Origin of the sequence: Halorubrum salipaludis, from assembly GCF_002286985.1 — an archaeon.
Lineage (GTDB): Archaea > Halobacteriota > Halobacteria > Halobacteriales > Haloferacaceae > Halorubrum > Halorubrum salipaludis.
Genome location: NZ_NSKC01000002.1, coordinates 139630 through 157980 on the forward strand (window position 1 = coordinate 139630; position 18351 = coordinate 157980).

Annotated in this window: 15 protein-coding genes and 1 pseudogene; 10 read left to right on the forward strand and 6 right to left on the reverse strand. The window is 69.9% G+C overall.

Annotation, left to right across the window (positions count from 1 at the left end):
• Positions 1-606: 606 nt before the first annotated feature.
• The 3 genes from CK500_RS03410 to CK500_RS03420 all read right to left on the reverse strand — a co-directional run bounded on the left by CK500_RS03410 (position 607) and on the right by CK500_RS03420 (position 3369).
• On the reverse strand, positions 607-2553 hold the full coding sequence (locus CK500_RS03410; RefSeq protein WP_095635849.1) for a rhomboid family intramembrane serine protease: 1947 nt from the start codon (positions 2551-2553) through the stop codon (positions 607-609).
• A gap of 80 nt (positions 2554-2633) precedes the next feature.
• Entirely contained in the window at positions 2634-2912 is a 279-nt protein-coding gene (locus tag CK500_RS03415) for a UPF0058 family protein (RefSeq protein WP_008849824.1), read from the reverse strand.
• Positions 2913-3153: 241 nt separating this feature from the next.
• On the reverse strand, positions 3154-3369 hold the full coding sequence (locus CK500_RS03420) for a DUF7120 family protein (protein ID WP_004045951.1): 216 nt from the start codon (positions 3367-3369) through the stop codon (positions 3154-3156).
• A 234-nt stretch (positions 3370-3603) separates the two neighbouring features.
• Between CK500_RS03420 and CK500_RS03425 the strand changes: the two genes are divergently transcribed.
• Positions 3604-4242, forward strand: coding sequence for a sulfite oxidase-like oxidoreductase (locus tag CK500_RS03425; RefSeq protein ID WP_095635850.1), 639 nt, complete (start codon positions 3604-3606; stop codon positions 4240-4242).
• Positions 4243-4316: 74 nt separating this feature from the next.
• Positions 4317-5669 (forward strand): isochorismate synthase, encoded by a 1353-nt coding sequence (locus tag CK500_RS03430; protein ID WP_095635851.1) that lies wholly within the window; start codon positions 4317-4319, stop codon positions 5667-5669.
• 33 nt (positions 5670-5702) lie between these two features.
• On the opposite strand, the gene CK500_RS03435 is transcribed toward CK500_RS03430, so the two are convergent.
• A complete protein-coding gene (locus tag CK500_RS03435) occupies positions 5703-6443 on the reverse strand; it encodes a proteasome assembly chaperone family protein (protein WP_095635852.1) in 741 nt (246 codons plus the stop codon).
• 131 nt (positions 6444-6574) lie between these two features.
• Between CK500_RS03435 and CK500_RS03440 the strand changes: the two genes are divergently transcribed.
• A complete protein-coding gene (locus CK500_RS03440; RefSeq protein WP_095635853.1) occupies positions 6575-7516 on the forward strand; it encodes an RsmB/NOP family class I SAM-dependent RNA methyltransferase in 942 nt (313 codons plus the stop codon).
• Complete coding sequence (locus CK500_RS03445) at positions 7513-8073, forward strand: DUF7122 family protein (protein ID WP_095635854.1); 561 nt, start codon at positions 7513-7515, stop codon at positions 8071-8073. Before CK500_RS03440 ends, CK500_RS03445 begins: the two co-directional genes overlap by 4 nt.
• Positions 8074-8093: 20 nt before the next feature.
• Here CK500_RS03445 and CK500_RS03450 read toward each other — a convergent pair whose 3' ends face one another.
• Positions 8094-9611, reverse strand: coding sequence for a DUF790 family protein (locus CK500_RS03450; RefSeq protein WP_095635855.1), 1518 nt, complete (start codon positions 9609-9611; stop codon positions 8094-8096).
• Positions 9612-9696: 85 nt separating this feature from the next.
• Entirely contained in the window at positions 9697-11139 is a 1443-nt protein-coding gene (gene thiC / locus CK500_RS03455; RefSeq protein ID WP_095635856.1) for a phosphomethylpyrimidine synthase ThiC, read from the reverse strand.
• 117 nt (positions 11140-11256) lie between these two features.
• Between thiC and CK500_RS03460 the strand changes: the two genes are divergently transcribed.
• The 6 genes and pseudogenes from CK500_RS03460 (at position 11257) to CK500_RS03485 (ending at position 18187) form a co-directional block, all read left to right on the forward strand.
• Complete coding sequence (locus CK500_RS03460; RefSeq protein WP_095635857.1) at positions 11257-12996, forward strand: tRNA uridine(34) 5-carboxymethylaminomethyl modification radical SAM/GNAT enzyme Elp3; 1740 nt, start codon at positions 11257-11259, stop codon at positions 12994-12996.
• A 220-nt stretch (positions 12997-13216) separates the two neighbouring features.
• The gene (locus CK500_RS03465; protein ID WP_233138730.1) at positions 13217-14650 is read left to right on the forward strand and encodes a S8 family peptidase; all 1434 of its coding nucleotides are present in this window, start codon (positions 13217-13219) and stop codon (positions 14648-14650) included.
• Between the two features lie 95 nt (positions 14651-14745).
• On the forward strand, positions 14746-16932 hold the full coding sequence (gene rqcH / locus CK500_RS03470) for a ribosome rescue protein RqcH (protein ID WP_095635858.1): 2187 nt from the start codon (positions 14746-14748) through the stop codon (positions 16930-16932).
• Positions 16933-17028: 96 nt separating this feature from the next.
• Positions 17029-17400 (forward strand): MarR family transcriptional regulator, encoded by a 372-nt coding sequence (locus CK500_RS03475; RefSeq protein WP_095635859.1) that lies wholly within the window; start codon positions 17029-17031, stop codon positions 17398-17400.
• Positions 17397-17747, forward strand: a pseudogene (locus tag CK500_RS03480) (type II toxin-antitoxin system PemK/MazF family toxin); the annotation flags it as partial. The gene CK500_RS03475 and the pseudogene CK500_RS03480, both read left to right, overlap by 4 nt.
• A gap of 56 nt (positions 17748-17803) precedes the next feature.
• Positions 17804-18187, forward strand: coding sequence for a DUF5820 family protein (locus CK500_RS03485; RefSeq protein ID WP_095635861.1), 384 nt, complete (start codon positions 17804-17806; stop codon positions 18185-18187).
• The last annotated feature ends 164 nt before the right edge of the window (positions 18188-18351 follow it).

Consider the following 18351-nt stretch of genomic DNA (forward strand, 5'->3'; position numbering starts at 1 on the left):
AGGTGGGCGCCTCGATCGACAGCGGGAGTGAGTCTCGCACGGTGGTGGAGGTGTTGTTTATAAGTCGGATTGTGGTGGTGCTGGCGGATGTTTATAAGTGATCGATGTGTCTGCGGTGAAGACCTCCAAAGCCCCAGTCGCTGCGGGCGGCTCACGCTCGCTGTCGTTCGAGACGCCTTCGGCGTCTCGTGATGTCGTCAGAACGCAAAGCGTTCTGACTGCTAGCCAGAAATCTGCGATTTCTGGCGATGACGAAACGGCTCCGCCGTTTCGAACCACGCGCCTCACTCGGTCGCTACCCCTCCCTCGTTGCGGTGCTTGTGTCGCCTGCGCCGCCCGCAGCGACTGCCCCTTTGAGTCCCACCCACACCGCAACCGCGCCTCACGCCTCCCCAGCCTCGTCGGCCGGCGGCGAAGCCGCCGGCGACGCCACCGCGCGGTTCTTTATAAGTTCCCATCGCCGTTGCTCACAGCCGTTTAAATACTGTCTCGCCGCTATCGATCTGCAAGACCCATTCCCGCTGTCGATCGAGAGGTGGTCTTCGGCCGCCAACGGTTTCCGAAGTACACATCCGCCGAACGGGAGGTCGACAGGGCGGTCTCGACCTATCGCCGGCCCTCGTACTCCTCCCGCGCCGCGATCCGCACCCGGGTCTCCCCGCGCTCCGCGAACACCGCGTCGTCCTCGCGGACGAACGTGACGCCCCGCAGGGTCACCGACTCGTTCGCCGCCGGGAGCGCGGCGCTCTCGGTCTCGCCCTCACCGTCGACGCGCAGCTCGAACCCGCCCTCGACGGCGGCCACGGTGACGTTCCGTCCGTCGATCCGCGGTTCGGCCCGGGCCGGCTCGCTCGTGAACAGCGTCGAGCGCGTCTCGTTTCGCACTGCGTCGACCCGATAGGTCGGCCCGCCGTTCGCCGCCACCCAGCCGGTGCGCTGGACCCAGACGGTCTCGCGCCACCCCGTCCCGCCCACGTCGACCGCGCGGTACCCCCAGAAGGCGAGATTCCCCTTCGAGACCGCCGTGGTCCAGATCTCCCGGTCGGCGTTCGCCACGATCACCCCGGAGGTGTTGACGCTCGTCGACCGGCCGAACGCCTCCACGTCGACGACGCTCACCACCCGGTCCTCGACGTTCTCGGCGTACGTCACCTGATACCCCTCGACCTCGATCGGGTCGCCCGGGAGCTCGTCGTCGTCGACGGCGACGAGGTTCGGGCCGATCCCCGGTCCGGCCACGACCGCGAGCGCCGAGACGAGCAGCAGCAGGCCGACGGCCGCGGGCGTCGCGGACCGGATCGCCCCCCGGACGGTCTCCGGGTCCGGCACGGCCAGATCCGGACGGAGCGGCTCGTCGCGGCCGGCGACCGCGAGCGCGACGATCGCCGCGAGGACCGCCAGCAAGCCGACCCCGACGGCGCGGTACATCTCGTACCGCTCGTTCCCGAGGTACCAGTAGACGGCCCAGAGCCGCCGCGACGCCCCGAACAGCATTACCGCGCCGAACGCAACCAGCGCGGTCGTCCTCGCCCGCGGGTCGAGCCCCGCGGTCCGCGAATCCTCCGTGGTCCGCGTGCCCGCTGCTGACCGCGCACCCTCCGCGGTCCGCGAACCCTCCGCCCGCCGGCGTCGCCGTCGGACGAGCCACACCGCGGCGAGGATCCCGCCGATCAGCCCAATCGCGTGCCCCTGTATCGCGATGTTCGCCCAGCTCGGCGGCCCGTACGACCCGCTCGCCTCGGAGACGACGACCGGATTTCGGAGGGCCTCGTACGTCACGTTCACCAGCGTCGCCCCCGTGAGCGCGGCGATCGTCGTGATCGGGTAGAAGACGAGCGCGAACCCCCACAGCGCGAACACCACCCCCGAGAAGCCGATCACCGGGCCGAGCGCGAACAGCGACGAGAGGACGCCGAACGACAGCATCGCCCCCGGAACGACGACGAACGCGCGGGCGAAGGGGTTCGCGGCGAGCGATCCGACCGCGAGCGACCGCCGGATCGACCGTCGGGTCGGGAGCGACTCGCGGACCGACTCCCGAGACGGGAGCAATCGCCGGAGCGACACGGACGAGAGCACGGCGGGCAGCGACCCGACCGGCGGCAACGAGCGAACCGACGGCAGCGCGGACCGCAGCGTTCCGGCCCGGTCGTCGACCTCGCGACCGCCGGGGAAGTGCCCGTAGGCGTACTCGGCGAGCGCGCCGGCGACGAGCGTCGACAGGAGGTTCCCGGTGATGTGTCCCCGGCCGGAGTGGGCGAGCCCGGACCAGAGCATCCCCTCCGGGTAGAAGTACGACCACGAGCGGAACGGGATCACCACGGGGCGGCCCGGGTTCTCCAGCCCGCTCTGCACGAACAGGTACACCGCGACGACCGCGGCGACCGCGACGAGCGTCCCCCACGGGATGCCGAGGAGGAACCGGGACCGCAGCGCTCGGGTCCACGCGCCGCTCGGCCTGTCGGTCCGATATACGACCGCGAGCGCGACGGCGACGAGGAGCCCGCCGGCGGCGAGGTGGGCGGTGTCCGACGAGAGCGCCTCCGCGACCATGTGGGTGAGGGGGCGGCCGGGCGCTTAAGCGTTCTCGCGGGGACGGCCCCCTCGCGGGGCGGCTTCGTCGGGGCGGCGGCTCAGATCTTGCTTTCGGCGTCGTCCGCGAGCTCCTCCATCCGCTTGCCGACGCGACCGGCGGGGGAGAACTCGTCTTCGCTCATCGCGTTCGCGAGGGCGTTGCCGAGCACGAACACGGCGTGTTTGTGCTCGCTCTTCGATTTGTGGACGTGGGAGGGGTCGACGTCGAGCTCGTCGTACGGGTCGAAAAGCGAACCGTCGACGGTCTCGTGGCTGCGGAAGTGCTCCATGATCGTCACCATCTGCTCGTGGAGTTCGAGGAGCTCGTCTTTGTGCATGTCCCTTGATACGGGCCGTACGCCCTTTAAGCGTTGTTGAGGGGTATACGCACGGTTCTGGAGCGTTTCGACTCGCGGCCCGCGCCGATCCGGGACGAACCGGGGACGGCGCGGGGTCGAACCTGGAACTGGGAGGGAAGGGAACCGAGACCCGCCCGAAGCGAGCCGGAACACGGGGAGAGAATCGGTGCCGGTCGAAGCGCTCGGACCCGGTCGAGGCGAAGCCGAGCGGATCGCGCTCTCAGAAGACGTACTCGTCCTCGTGGCCCATCATGCCCTCGTCTTCGAACCCGCTGGAGTCCTCGTCGTCTCGCGGACCGCTCGTCTTGAACGCCTTTATCCCCGTCGACAGGAGCTCTTCGACCGCCTCCTCGCGGTTGAGGAACTCCCCCTGCTCGACCATCTGAGCGATCTGCATCTCCAGATGCTCCGGCACGGTTATCTCTACTTGTGGCATTTCCTGCCCGGGAGTAATGGAAATGGGTATATAAATGTGGCGTCGATGCTACGGCTATTAGAAACCGATTTCGGGCGTTATCATAACTCTATTTTCTCCTTTCGAATCTACCTTTCCAAAATCGGAATTTGTGATTTATTTCCAATACTTATTCGGGGCGATCTCTCGACTGTCCTCGTCGCCCGCCGTCGCGAGAGCGACATTCATAGGTGACGCCGGCACCTACGGTCGGTCATGACCGAAGCCGGCGCATCCGACGCCGACGCCGCGAACGCCGACGCGATCGAGGACCTCACCGACCTCTACCGCCAGTACGGGGACGAGCGGCTCCCGCCGGGACAGCGCGAGACCGACCGCTTCCCGGTGCTCTCGAAGAGCGGGACGCCCTCGTGGGACCCCGAGACGTTCGAGTTCGAGGTCTGGGGCGCCGTCGAGGAGCCGCTCGCCTACTCGCTCGCCGAGTTCCGCGACCTCCCCGCAGTGACCCAGCGACAGGACTTCCACTGCGTCACCGGCTGGAGCAAATTCGACTGCGCGTTCACCGGCGTCGAGTTCGGCGAGATCGTCGACCGCGCGGGCGTGCGCGACGACGCCGACCACGTCATGTTCCACGCGCTCGACGGCTACACGACGAACCTCTCGCTGGCGGAGTGCACCCGCGAGGGCGTGCTGTTCGCGTACGGGTTCGACGGGGACGACCTCCCCGCCGACCACGGCGGCCCGATCCGCGTCGTCACGCCGCACAAGTACGCGTACAAGGGGGCGAAATGGGTCACCGGCGTCGAGTTCCTCACGGAGAAGGAGCTCGGCTACTGGGAGAAGCGCGGGTACAGCGACACCGCGAACCCGTGGAACGAGGAGCGGTACAGCTGAGCCTCGCGGGAGCGTTCCGCTGCCGGTCCCCGGGATAGTCAGGATAAAGGGTCCGCGGGCCCGATCCAACGTCAATGGAACGGGTGCGATCGTCCCCGGCGCCGCCCCTCGTTAGCCGCACGACCGGGATCGACGCGCCCGCCTTCGCGGCCGCGTTCGACGCCCTCCCGGCGCCGCGGATGACGTGGAACGCCCCCGACGACGCGCTCGTGCTCGCCAGCGGCGAGGCCGCGACGCTGACCGCGGACGGCCCGGACCGCTTCGCCGAGATCCGGGCCGGCGCCGACGAGCTGTTCGACTCCGGCGACGTCCACGCCGGGACCGAGGCCGCCCGCCCGCGCCTGTTCGGCGGGTTCGCCTTCCACGAGGGGGGCTGCGACGGCGACCCGTGGGAGCCGTTCCCCGAGGCGCGGTTCGTGCTCCCGCGCGTGCAGGTCACGTTCGCGGACAACGGCGCGTGGCTCACGGTGAACGCGGTCGGCGCCGAGGCCGACCCCGACGCGGTCGAGGCCCGACTCGCCGAGGAGCGCGACCGGCTCGCGGGGCTCGGGGAGGCGTCGGATGTCTCGGCGGCGGACCGCCCGCCGCGCCCCGGGATCGCGGCGACCCGCCGGACGACGAGCCGCGAGGCGTGGCGCGAGAGCGTCGAGGCCGCGGTCGACCGGATCCGGGGCGGCGACCTCCGGAAGGTGGTGCTCGCGCAGGCGCTGGAGGCCGACCTCGCCGCGACGTTCCCGCGGGCGGCGACGCTCGACCGGCTCGCGGAGAAGTACCCGGACTGCCACCGCTACTACTTCGAGCCCGACGCCGGCGGGAGCGCCTTCTTCGGCGCGACGCCGGAGCGGCTGGTCGCGCTGCGCGGCCGGACCGTCGAGACCGACGCGCTCGCGGGGACGACCGGTCGGGGGGAGACGCCGGCCGAGGACGAGTGGCTCGCGCAAGAGCTGCTCGACGACGATAAGAACGTCCACGAACACGAACTCGTCGCCGACACCGTCCGCGAGCAGCTGGAGCCGTTCGCGGCCTCCATCTCTCCGGGCGAGCGTCGCGTCCGGCGGCTCGCCACGGTCCAACACCTCCACACGCCGATTACGGCCGAGCTGAGCGCGGACCGCCACGTCCTCGAGCTCGTCGAGGCGCTCCACCCGACCCCCGCGGTCGGCGGGCTCCCGCCGGACCGCGCGCTCGAGACGATCCACGACACGGAGCCGTTCGACCGCGGCTGGTACGCCGCGCCGGTCGGGTGGATCGACGCCGCCGGCAACGGCGCGTTCGCGGTCGCGATCCGCTCCGCGGTGGCGACCCCTCGCCGCGCGACCCTCTTCGCCGGCGTGGGGCTCGTCGCCGACTCGGACCCCGATCTCGAGTGGGACGAGGTCCAGCTCAAGTACCGCCCGATCCTCGACGAGCTGGAAGACGAGGGCTGACGGGTCGCCGCCGGTCGAAGTCCGGGCCGGCCCTCACTGGAACATCTTCAGCGGTTCCGCCTGCGAGCTCTCTTCGGTCGCCTCCTGCATCCGCTTCGCGAACGCCCGCTTCGCGTCCCGGATCTCGGTCGCCTGATCGACGAGCCCCTCGGTGGGCGTCTCCGTCCCGGCGATCGGGTCGATGCCGTCGAGGATGAGGACCCGCGCCGCTTCCGGGTCGGGGAACTGCGGGTCGGACTCGACGACGAGCCCCACCGCGTCGCGGCCGCGCTCCAGCGACTCCGCGAGCATGGCGCCGGTCGGCCCGGAGACGAGCCCCGACTCCGGCGGCTCGTCGACCTCGGCGCGGGAGAGCGCGTCGCCGCCGTTCCCGGTCGCGACGCCGTACAGGTCGGGCGGCGACTCGTCCTTCTCGCGGCCGAGCCCGGAGAGGAACACGGGTAACGCGTCGGTCTCCGCGAACCACGTGTCGAGACAGCCGGCGACCTCGGTCGCGGCGCCGGGATTCACCGGCACGTCGCTCCGGAGCGCGACGAGGTCTCGTTCGGGGTCGGCGTACAGCCGCACCGGCGTCGTCAGCGAGGTCTCCGACTCCTGGTAGACGGCCACCCGCGGGAGCCCGTCGCAGTGGACGTTCGCGTAGTGGACCATGTCGTGGGCCTCGATCATGTGGTCCGTCGCGATCTTGCCGACGAGCCCGATGCCCGGGAACCCCTCGACCAGGGTCGGCTCGTCCAGCGACACCTCGTCGTCGAGCACGGATATGCGCGCCATGCGCTCGCGTACTCCCGCCGCCGACCTAAAGGTGAACTCCCGCCGCCGACCTAAAGGTGAGCCGCGAGGGCGGAGTCTGGCGGCCGACCCCGTCCCGAAACCGACTAACCGTCCGGCGCGCAAGGGGTGCCATGAATCCGTTAGAGCGGTACGAGCCGCTCGTCGACGACGCGGCGGCGTTCCGCGCGGCCTGCGACCGGCCGCTGCCGTCGGTCGTCCGCGTGAACGAGATGGCGGCCTCGCCGGCCCGCGTCCGCGAGGCGTTCGACGACGAGGGCGTGGCCTACGAGCCCGTCGACTGGAACGACGGCCTCTTCCGGCTCCCGGACGGGAACCCCGGCGGGAACTGGCCGTACGTCCACGGCTGGACGCACGGGCAGGAGGAGGTCTCCGTCTTGCCGGGGCTCGCGCTCGACCCGCAGCCCGGCGAGCGGGTGTGGGACGCCTGCGCTGCCCCCGGCAGCAAGACCACCCAGATCGCCGACGCGATGGACGACGAGGGGACCGTCGTCGCCAACGACAACAACCTCGGGCGGCTCTCCGCGCTCCGGCACAACGCCGAGCGGCTCGGGATCACGAACGCGATCGTCACGAACCAGGACGCGCGCAACTTCTCGACGAAGCCGCTCGCGTTCGACGAGTTCGACCGCGCCCTCGTCGACGCGCCCTGCTCGTGTGAGGGGACCTGCCGCAAGAACCCGGACGTGGTCGACCAGTGGACCCTCGACCACGTCCACGCGGTCGCCGGGATCCAGAAGGGGATCCTGGCGCGAGCCGTGCAGGCGACCCGCCCCGGCGGGACCGTCGTCTACTCCACCTGCACGTTCGCACCCGAGGAGAACGAGGCGGTGCTCGACCACGTCTTGGCGGCCGAGGACTGCGAGGTCGTCGAGTTCGAGCTCCCGCTCGACACGGTCCCCGGCGTCACGGAGTGGGAGGGCGAGACCTACGACGAGTCGGTGACGCGCGCGCACCGCGTCTACCCGCATCACAACGACACGGGCGGGTTCTTCTGCGCGAAGCTCCGCGTGGGGGGAGACGAGGCGGTCGACGCCGAGGGGGTGGCCGCGTGACCGACGGCGCCGACACCGCCGGCGACGCGGACGACCCGTCCGCGACCAACGACGGCCAGCGCTTCGACCGGCTCCCGGAGACGCCCGCCGACCGCGAGGTCGACGGGCGCGCGAGCCGGCGGGAGGTGCTCGACTGGTGGGAGGAGCGGTTCGGGGTCGAACCGAGCGTCTTCGAGGGGTACAGCTTCTGGGAGAAGGGCGCGGGGAAGGTCTGGATCTTCAACGGCGAGGCGACGGACCCGAGCCGGGTCGAGGCGATCGGGATGACGTTCCTCCGCACGCGACAGGAGCACTGGAAGCCGACGAGCCGGGCGGTTACCCGGTTCGGACACCACGCGACGGAGAACGTGATCGAGCTGGATCCGGAGCAGGCTGTCACCTTCATGGCCGGCGACGACCAGGACCTCCCCGAGTGGGACGGCGACTGGGGGTACCTGATCGCGACCCATGAGGTCGCCGGCGAGTCGGCGCCGATCGGGGTCGGGCTGTACCTCTACGACGAGCTCCGCTCGGTGGTGCCGAAGGGGAGCCGGGCGGACCTGCCGGTCGTGGAGTAGGCGCTCGGTCGGACCGCCGACTACTCCCCTTTCTCCCGCAGCGTCCCGCCGCCGAGCCCCTCCCACTCCACCCGGAACCCGAGCCGCGAGAGCGCGGCGCTCGCGTCGTCGATGGCGCGCTCGTCGAGGAGCGCCTCGGCCGCCGAGAGCGACATCCCCGCCTCCAGCTCCTCGCCCGCCGCCTCCAACACGGCGGGGCGGACGAGGGTCCGCCCGACCAGTTCGTGGTCCGGGAACGACTTCTCCCCGACCGCCTCGACGCTCACGCCGTGCGCGTCGGCGAGCGCGTCGAGCCCGATCGCGTCCGCGTCCGGCGAGAGCGAGTCGGGGAGGGCGGCGGCGGCGTCGGCGACGAACTCGGCCTCGTACTCGCGGAGCACGTCGACGATTTCTTTCACGCGGACGGTCCCGGAGTAGGTGACGACGCGGTGGTCTCGCGCCGCGATCTCCTCGCCGACCCCGAGGCTCTCGTCGACCGCCACGAGGAGGTCCACGTCCTCCACGTCCGCGAGCTGCGAGAGCTTCTTCTCGACGTATGCGGGGGTCCAAAAGCCCATCACCTCGAAGAACAGCCGGAAGTCGGCGTGGTCGTAGTCGAACGCGAAGTCGGGGATCATCACCCGCGTGCCGGTTTCGAGCGGCTCAGGCTCGCGCACGAGCGTCCAGTCGAGGTCGAGGCCGCGGAAGCGCGCCGCGAAGTCGGCCTCGACCCCGCTGTCGAAGTCGGGCTCCGCGACCGGCTCCACGTCGGGCACCGTCACGTCGCCGTCGGAGAGCCGCATGGTGCGCTCGCGCCCGCGGTCGTCGATCGTCGCCTCCAGGTTCCACTCCGCCGACTCCGCGACGGTCCGGAGCAGGCGCGCGAAGGCGGTCCCGTACCGACGGGTTCGCGAGAACAGCGCGTCCGGGCCGGTGACGACCAGCTCGCGTCCCTCAGGGGTCTTCTCCACCTCGTACATCAGTCGGAGCCGCTTCACGGCCGAGACGAGCCGCTTCGGGTCGTTCGATCGCACCCGGACCTCGGTGGCGTCGAAGAGCGCGGTCTGGGCCAAAGAGAGGTCGTACTGCTCCAAGAGCGAGTCGGGGTCCCACCGCACGTCGGCGTCGACGAGGACCTCGTTGACGTCGCGGTCGGCGTACAGCGAGTCCTCGACGTCCGCGGAGTCGATCCCGAGCGCGGCGGCGGCGCGATCGACCGCCTCGTCGCGCTCCGCCTCGCTCGCGACGCCCACCGCCTCCCCGGCCTCGAACGCGGCCCGCCGGACGCGGCGCGGGGGGACCGGCGCCCGCGTCTCGAAGGCGCACTCGCGCTCGACGAGCGCCGCGAGCCCGCGGACGAGCTTGAAGTCGCCGCCGGCGTCGGCCGCGTCGGCCTCCAGCGCCGCCAGCGCGTCGTCGAGGTCGCCGCGCCGCTCCCCGACGTGGGACTCGAAGGCCCCGAGCACCCGCGCCGCGAGCGGGCGGTGCTCGCGGGTCGCGAAGCGCGGGCGGTAGCCGCCGCCGGCCCGCGAGACGCGCAGGAGGTCTTTTCGTAGCACGCTCTCGCGGTACGGTCCGGGCGACCTAAAACGGGCGGATCCGGTACAGCGCCTCCGGCGACCGGGGGCCGACACCCGGGCGGGATCAGTCGTCGGCGTGCGGCGTCTCCGGCGTGAACGTGACGCCGCCGATCTCGATCTCGTCCGGAACGCCGCTGGCGTCGTGCGTGCCGACCGGCGGCAGGTTTACCGCCGCGGCGTCGGACGCGTCGAGGTCCGTGTCGCCGTCGATGGAGGCCATCTCCCCGTCCGCGTCCCGCGCGTCCTGATCGATGCGCATCGAGCAGAACTCCGCGCCGCACATCGAGCAGAACCGGGCCTCCTTGTAGTTGTCTCCGGGCAGCGTCTGGTCGTGGTAGGCCCGCGCGCGCTCCGGGTCGAGCGCGAGGTCGAACTGCCGTTCCCAGTCGAACTCGTAGCGCGCCTCCGAGAGGGCGTCGTCCCAGTCGCGCGCCCCCGGAAGCCCGTTTGCCACGTCGGCGGCGTGGGCCGCGATCCGGTACGCCGCGAGCCCGTCCCGCACGTCCTCCGCGTTGGGGAGTCCCAGGTGCTCCTTCGGCGTGACGTAGCAGAGCATCGCCGCGCCCGCCCGCGCCGCCTCGGTCGCACCGATCGCGCTCGTGATGTGGTCGTATCCGGGAGCGACGTCGGTCACGAGGGGGCCGAGCACGTAGAAGGGCGCGCCGTCGCACACCGCCTGCTGCCGGTCGACGTTGTCGCCGATCTCGTCCATCGGGACGTGGCCCGGCCCCTCGACCATCACCTGCACCCCGTGATCCCACGCGACGCGGGTGAGCTCGCCGAGGGTCTCGAGCTCGGCGAACTGCGCCTCGTCGCTCGCGTCGGCGAGACAGCCGGGACGGAGGCCGTCCCCGAGCGACACCGTCACGTCGTGCTCCGCGAAGATCTCGCAGATCTCCTCGAACTCCGCGTACAGGGGGTTCTGCATCCCGTTCTCCTCGATCCACTGGGCGAGGATCGAGCCGCCGCGCGAGACGATCCCGGTCTTGCGACCGTCCGTCAGCGGCAGGTGTTCCATCAGCACCCCCGCGTGGATCGTCATGTAATCGACGCCCTGCTCGGCCTGCTTCTCGATCACGTCGAGCAGCAGCTCGTGAGTGATGTCGGCGGGATCGTCGGCCCGCTTCACCGCCTCGTATATCGGGACCGTCCCGACCGGAACCGGCGAGTACGCGACGTTCGCCGCGCGGGTCTCGTCTAAGCGCTCGCCCGTCGAGAGGTCCATGACGGTGTCGGCGCCGTAGTGGACGGCGGCGTGCAGCTTCCGCAGCTCCGCGTCGAGGTCGCTCGTCGTCTCGCTGTTGCCGATGTTGGCGTTGACCTTCGTCGAGAACTCCCTGCCGATGATCATCGGGTCGAGCGAGTCGTGAGCGTGATTGTTCGGGATCACCGCCTGTCCGCCGGCGACCTGCTCACGAACGAACTCCGGGTCGCGCTCCTCGCGCTCCGCCACGCGCTCCATCGCGGGCGTGATCTCCCCGTCTCGGGCACGCTGGATCTGGGTCATCGTTGTGATTACTTTGTTATACCACTAGTTAATATACCCTCGGATCGCCGGGTCGCCGTCTCCGATCGGGGCGCGGGTGCGACACGCTTAACCCCGAAACGCGTCGATCGACGGGTAATGAGTACAGACGCGGCAGGCGACGCGGCCGCCGGAGAGGAGTCCGGCGGCGAGGAGGGCTCCGGCGACGAGCCCGAGGCGTTCGTCCGGACCTGCGAGCACCTCGTCGACCGGATCCTCGCGGGCGAGATCGACCGCGACGACCTCGAGTCCGCCAAGCTCGACGCCTGCTCGGAGTTCGGCTCCCCGAAGGTCCCGAAGAACACCGAGATCTTAGATCACGCGCCCCCGGAGGCCCGCGACGACGTGATCGAGGTCGTCCGGCGGAAGCCGGTCCGGACCGCCTCCGGCGTCTCGCCGGTCGCGATCATGACCTCGCCGAAGCTGTGCCCCCACGGGAAGTGCCTCTACTGTCCCGGCGGGCCGGCCTCGGAGTTCTCCTCGGCGCAGTCGTACACGGGCCACGAGCCCGCCGCGGCCCGGGGCGAGCAGAACGACTACGACCCGTACGGACAGGTCACCCTCCGGCTCGAACAGCTCCGGAAGATCGGTCACCCGGTCGACAAGGTGGAGCTCATCCTGATGGGCGGGACGATGACCGCGCGCTCGCACGACTACCAGGAGTGGTTCGTGAAGCGCGCCTTGCAGGCGATGAACGACTACGACCTCGACAAGGAGCCCGAGCCCGCCGAGGAGGAGTCCTTTGCGCCGGCCCCCGAGGAGACCGAGTTCGAGTACTTAGCGGACGTGATCGCGGAGAACGAGACGAACGAGATCCGCAACATCGGCACGACCTTCGAGACGAAGCCGGACTGGTGTGACCCCGAGCAGATCGACCGCATGCTCGATCTGGGCGGGACGAAGGTCGAGGTCGGCGTCCAGACCACCTACGAGCGGATCAACCGCGAGATGCACCGGGGCCACGGCAACGAGGCCTCTCGCAACGCCAACCGTCGCCTGCGCGACGCCGCGTTCAAGGTCGGCTTCCACATGATGCCGGGCCAGCCGGGGATGACCCGCGAGATGTGTATCGAGGACTTCCGCCAGCTGTTCGAGAACCCCGACTGGCGGCCGGACTACCTGAAGATCTACCCGACCCTCGTCGTCGAGGGGACCCGGATATACGACCGATGGCGCCGCGACGACTTCGAGCCCCTCTCGAACGAGGAGGCGGCCGACGTGGTCGCCGAGGCGATGGACCACATCCCGAAGTACACCCGGCTCCAGCGCGTCCAGCGCGACATCCCCGCCGACTTCATCGAGGGCGGCGTCTGGAAGTCGAACCTCCGGCAGCTCGCCGACCAGCGGGCCGAGGAGAAGGGGATCACCCAGCGCGACATCCGCGCCCGCGAGGTGGGGCACAACGACGCCGATCCGGACCCCGACGACGTGGAGCTCGACGTGCTGACCTACGAGGCCGGCGGCGGGACGGAGCACTTCATCTCCTTCGAGGACCCCGTCCGCGACTTACTCGTCGGCTTTTGTCGCCTACGGTTCCCCTCCTTCGCGCCCGGCCAGCCCGGCGCGCCCGGCACCGAGGACGACGCGATCCGACGCGAGCTGGCGGACGCTGCGCTGATCCGCGAGCTGCACGTGTACGGCAGCGAGGTCGCCATCGGCGGCGACGGCGACTGGCAGCATCAGGGGTACGGGACGAAGCTCCTCGAGCACGCGGAGGAGCTGGCCCGCGACGCCGGCTACCGCAAGCTGGCGATCATCTCGGGGATCGGCGCCCGCGAGTACTACCGCAACAAGCTCGGCTACCACCAGGACGGGCCGTACGTCTCGAAGCGACTCTGATCGGAAGACTCAGACGGTGGAGACGAGGAAGCGCCACGAACGCTTTTTGCGGGTCTCGTGATCGGGCCGACCGAAATCGTTGGCTCGATCTGTCTCGCGATCGATCGGGCCCCCTCGGGTTATGCAGAGAAACACGACCTCGATTTTATCGGATTTAAGTAAGATTTTTTAACCAACTATTCGCGTTTATTGACACCATCTCACATAGTGGATGGCGATCATGAACTTCGACAGACGCTCCCTCTTAAAAGGTATCGGTGCGGCAGGCGTAGCTCCGGCGTTCTCGGGACTGGCGTCCGCCGAAGGCGACGGGGATCCGGCGGCGGATCGGTTCCTCATCGACTTACGGGAGGTGGACCGGGCCGACGTACCGGGCGAGGTCGAAATCGTCCACGACATCTCCGATATCGATCTGTTGGCGGCACGGGGCGATCCCGAGTCGGTTCCGGGTGTCGACTCGACGGCGCCGGACGTCGCCGTCTATCAGGACGACGCGGGATCCGTCCCGGAGAACGCGGGGCCGGCGGCGGAGGTCGATAAGGGGGCCGACAACAGTGGCAGTCCGGGATGGGACGACGGACTGTCTAACAACGAGCTTCAGTGGGACAAGCGCGCCCAGCGGGTTGGAGAGCTCTCCGATCGGCCTGGTAACCAGCGAACGGTCCACGACACGACCACGGGCGAGGGCGCTCGCGTCGCCGTGATCGACAGCGGCGTGTCGGACGCTCACCCCGATCTCGCAGACGTGGTGAACGAGGAACTCTCCGAGAACTTCACGACCGACGAGTACGACTTCCGCCCGAACGGGGCGGGCGACCACGGCACCCACGTCGCGGGAACCGTCGCGGGGACGAACGCGAGCGGCGACGGGGTGCTCGGCACCGCGCCGGACGCGGAGATCGTCTCTCTCCGAGTGTTCTCGGGCGTGGAAGGGGCGAGCGGCGACGTCATCGCGGCGATCGTCGCGGCCGCGAACAGGGGCTGTGACGCCGCAAATCTGAGCCTCGGCTACCCGGTCCCCTTCGTCGATCCCGAGGAGTACCCGTTCCTGTTGGATATTAAGGAGGCCTACGAGCGCGCCGCCGCGTACGCCCGCGAGCAGGGCACCCTCGTGATCAACTCCGCAGGCAACGACGGCATCGACATGGACGCCGAGGGCGTTTTGAGCCTTCCGACGGAGGCGGAGGGGGTCTTCGGCGTCTCCGCGACCGGCCCCATCGGCTTCCTCTGGGACGACCGGCAGCAGCGCGAAGACCTCGCGCTGAAGCGGCTCGCGGACCCGACTTCCTCGCCCGCCTTCTACACGAACTACGGCAGCGCGGTCGACGTGAGCGCGGCCGGGGGAGATGTCGACCTCGAGGCGCTCAACGAGGGCGACAAACCGGCGTACTACGACCTCGTGCTCTCCACGGTCGTGTCCCCGGACGGCGAGGGCGGCGTCGAGCCCGGATACGGGTGGAAGGCCGGCACGTCAATGGCGGCACCGCAGGTGGCGGGCGCCGTCGCGCTCGTGCGGTCGCTTCGGCCGGACGCAAGCGCCGCGGAAGTCGAGTCGCTGATCCGCGAGACGGCGTCGGAGGGCGAGCCCGGCGGCGAGCCGTTCCACGGCGCCGGCCACCTCGACCTGCGACGGCTCGTGAAGGCGGCCCGGTAGGGGCCGACCGGCTCGCGGTCGTATTTGCGGGGCTCGCGGCGCGGCTCGCCGCCGTAACGACACGCCTTTTTCCGGGCCGGCTGTCTCCTTGGAGTATGGACCAGAAGCGGGAGCTGTCGAGCATCGACCTCGGCGCGCTCGTCACCGAGCTCAATCGGTACGCGGGCGCGAAGGTCGACAAGGCGTACCTCTACGACGACGACCTGCTCCGGCTGAAGCTCCGTGACTTCGACCGCGGCCGGGTCGAGCTCATGATCGAGGTGGGCGAGGTCAAGCGCGCCCACGTCGCGGACCCCGAGAACGTCGCGGACGCGCCCGGCCGGCCGCCGAACTTCGCGAAGATGCTCCGGAACCGGATGTCCGGCGCCGACTTCGCGGGCGTCGAGCAGTACGAGTTCGACCGGATCCTCACCTTCGAGTTCGAGCGCGAGGACGAGAACACGACCCTCGTCGCCGAGCTGTTCGGGCAGGGGAACGTCGCCGCGCTCGACGAGACCGGCGAGGTCGTGGGCGCGCTCCAGACCGTCCGGCTCAAGTCCCGGACGGTCGCGCCCGGGTCGCAGTACGAGTACCCCGCCTCGCGGCTCAACCCCCTCGACGTGAGCCTCGGCGGGTTCAAACGGAACATGCGCGAGTCCGACAGCGACGTGGTCCGGACCCTTGCCACGCAGCTGAACCTCGGCGGGCTCTACGCCGAGGAGGTGTGCACCCGCGCGGGCGTCGAGAAGGAGACGCCCATCGACGAGGTCACGGACGACCAGCTCCGCGCGCTCCACGACGCGCTCGAGCGCATCGGCGAGCGGCTCCGCTCCGGCGACGTCGACCCGCGGGTGTACGAGGAGGAACTCGACGGTGAATCCGACGAGGACCGCGACCCCCGCGTCGTCGACGTCACGCCGTTCCCGCTCTCGGAGCACGAGGGCCTCCCGAGCGTCGGCTTCGACTCCTTCAACGCCGCCGTCGACGAGTACTTCCACCGGCTCGAAGGCGAGGACGCCGACGCGGGCGAGGCCCCCGCGGATGCGAGCGCCTCGCGCCCGGACTTCGAGGAGGAGATCGCCAAACAGGAGCGGATCATCGAACAGCAGAAAGGGGCGATCGAGGGGTTCGAGGAGCAGGCGGAGGCGGAGCGCGAGCGCGCGGAGCTGCTGTACGCCCGGTACGACCTCGTCGACGAGGTGCTCTCGACGGTGCAGGAGGCCCGCGAGGACGAGGTCCCGTGGGACGAGATCGCGGAGACCCTCGACGCCGGCGCCGAGCGCGGGATCCCGGCAGCGGAGGCCGTCGTCGACGTCGACGGCGGCGAGGGGACGGTGACCGTCGAGCTCGACGCCGAGGGCGACGACGGGGGGACGACCCGAATCGAACTCGACGCGAGCGCGGGCGTGGAGGTCAACGCCGACCGGCTCTATCAGGAGGCCAAGCGGATCGAGGGGAAGAAGGAGGGCGCGATGGAGGCGATCGAGTCGACCCGGAGGGAGCTGGAGGCGGTCAAGGAGCGGAAGGCCGAGTGGGAGGCGAAGGAGGCGGCCGACGACGGCGACGGGAACGGAGCCGATGACGAGGACGGGGACGAGGACGAGGAGTACGAGACCGACTGGCTCTCGCGGTCGTCCATCCCGATCCGGAGCCCGGACGACTGGTTCGAGCGGTTCCGCTGGTTCCGCACGTCGACGGGGTACCTCGTCATCGGCGGCCGCAACGCCGACCAGAACGAGGAGCTGGTGAAAAAGTACATGGGCAAACACGACCGGTTCTTCCACACGCAGGCCCACGGCGGGCCGGTGACGCTGTTGAAGGCCGCGGGCCCCTCCGAGTCGGCCGACCCGGTCGACTTCTCCGAGGAGACCCTGCGGGAGGCCGCGCAGTTCGCCGTCTCCTACTCGTCGGACTGGAAGGACGGGCGCGGCGCGGGCGACGCGTACATGGTCGAGCCCGATCAGGTGTCGAAGACCCCCGAGAGCGGCGAGTACATCGAGAAGGGGAGCTTCGTGATCCGCGGCGACCGCACCTACTTCGAGGACGTTCCCTGCCGGGTCGCCGTCGGCGTCCAGTGTGAGCCCGTCACCCGCGCCATCGGTGGGCCGCCCTCGGCGATCGTCGACCGCGCCGCGACGAGCGTCACGCTGGAGCCGGGGATGTACGCCCAGAACGACGCCGCGATGATGGTGTACCGCGAGCTGAAGGAGCGCTTCGCCGACACGTCGTTCGTGCGGAAGGTGGCCAGCGCCGACCAGCTCCAGGAGTTCCTGCCGCCGGGCGGCTCGGACATCGTGGACTGATCGCGGTCCGACACCGCACACAACGTCGGGATTTCACGGCTTTCGTTTCTATCGCTCCGAACACTAATTACGCCACGCGCCGTACGTGCTCGCGAGATGTCGATCGATCGGGAGACGTTTGAGAACGCCAGCGAAGACGAGCTCGGCGAACTCTCCGCGCCCGAGCGGGTGCTCGGATTCCTCGTCGCTCACGACGACCGCGCGTTCGAGGCGCGTGAGATTGCGTCGCGGACCGATCTCGACGACGGGGCCGTCAGCACCGCCCTCTCGCGGCTGAAAGACCGTGGTCTCGTCGAACACAAGGCCACGTACTGGGCCGTGACCGACGACAAGGGGCGTCTCGACGAGGTCGGCGGGTACGAACGCGCAACGCGAGCGTTCAACGAGCGGCTCGGCACCGAGGACCGCGACGCCTGGCGCGAGCACGCTCCAGAGGAACCGCATCCGAACGCCGACGACGAACCGTGAGCGACGGCGAATCGACCCCGGTTTTCGAACGCGGAGATGTCGTCTATGGCGTGGACCCGTTCAAACGAGCTGGAGTCGCCCGTCCGTGGCTGATCGTCTCCAATCACGAGGGGCGACCGTTCCACGGCGACCAGTACGTCGCACTCACGCTGACGACGAAGTCGTGGATGGACGGACTCATCGAGGTTCCGGCGGAGAGTTGGATCCGGGGCGGGACACCGGACGAAAGCCGGATCGTTCCCTGGGGCGTCCAGTCTCTCGGCCGAGCGGATATCGACTTCTGGCAGGGTCGTCTCCTGAGCGAACTCGTCGATGCGGCGGTCGAAGCACTGGTCGACGAGATTCGACAGCGCTCGCACACCGGAGCGCGACCCTTTCAAGCCTCCGCCACCGACTCCGCCCCATGAGCTTCGAGGCGCTGCCGGACGGCTGGCGGGTGTGGAACGAGGAGCCGAGCGGCCGGGCGATCCTCGTGTACCGGCCCGACGTGTTCGGCGGCGACGACCTCCCGTCCGAGTGTCTCCCGACGATCTACCTGACGAACGGCGCGCGCAACGCCCGCCCCGGATCGGGTCAGTACGCGACCGAGGAGTGGCACGTCGTTCTCTTCCTCGAGCCCGAGATCGAGGCGGTCTCCGAGACGTACGAGAGCCGCGAGGCCGGCGCGGCCGCCGCCGTCGACGTCGCGGAGCGGTTCGCCGCCGGCGACGTGGACTACCGGGCCGCCTATCAGGTGCCGCGGGAGGAGTACTTCGAGCGGTTGGACGAGCACGTCGGCGGGGAGTAGCCGTCGTCGCTGTCGTACCGTCACCGCTGTTGCGTCGCCCCCGCTGGCGCATCGCCACCGTTGTCGCATCGGGGAGATCAGCCGCGTCTGATCCACGCATGTGGATACTTCGGTAGTTTAAACGGAGTATTGTGCCACGAACACGAGGGTTTTTATCGACTCAC

Coding starts and splice junctions, on each gene's coding strand:
- CK500_RS03410 (WP_095635849.1), bottom strand. CDS start 2,553: ATGGTCGCGGAGGCGCTCTCGTCGGACACCGCCCACCTCGCCGCCGGC.
- CK500_RS03415 (WP_008849824.1), bottom strand. CDS start 2,912: ATGCACAAAGACGAGCTCCTCGAACTCCACGAGCAGATGGTGACGATC.
- CK500_RS03420 (WP_004045951.1), bottom strand. CDS start 3,369: ATGCCACAAGTAGAGATAACCGTGCCGGAGCATCTGGAGATGCAGATC.
- CK500_RS03425 (WP_095635850.1), top strand. CDS start 3,604: ATGACCGAAGCCGGCGCATCCGACGCCGACGCCGCGAACGCCGACGCG.
- CK500_RS03430 (WP_095635851.1), top strand. CDS start 4,317: ATGGAACGGGTGCGATCGTCCCCGGCGCCGCCCCTCGTTAGCCGCACG.
- CK500_RS03435 (WP_095635852.1), bottom strand. CDS start 6,443: ATGGCGCGCATATCCGTGCTCGACGACGAGGTGTCGCTGGACGAGCCG.
- CK500_RS03440 (WP_095635853.1), top strand. CDS start 6,575: ATGAATCCGTTAGAGCGGTACGAGCCGCTCGTCGACGACGCGGCGGCG.
- thiC (WP_095635856.1), bottom strand. CDS start 11,139: ATGACCCAGATCCAGCGTGCCCGAGACGGGGAGATCACGCCCGCGATG.
- CK500_RS03460 (WP_095635857.1), top strand. CDS start 11,257: ATGAGTACAGACGCGGCAGGCGACGCGGCCGCCGGAGAGGAGTCCGGC.
- CK500_RS03465 (WP_233138730.1), top strand. CDS start 13,217: ATGAACTTCGACAGACGCTCCCTCTTAAAAGGTATCGGTGCGGCAGGC.
- rqcH (WP_095635858.1), top strand. CDS start 14,746: ATGGACCAGAAGCGGGAGCTGTCGAGCATCGACCTCGGCGCGCTCGTC.
- CK500_RS03475 (WP_095635859.1), top strand. CDS start 17,029: ATGTCGATCGATCGGGAGACGTTTGAGAACGCCAGCGAAGACGAGCTC.
- CK500_RS03485 (WP_095635861.1), top strand. CDS start 17,804: ATGAGCTTCGAGGCGCTGCCGGACGGCTGGCGGGTGTGGAACGAGGAG.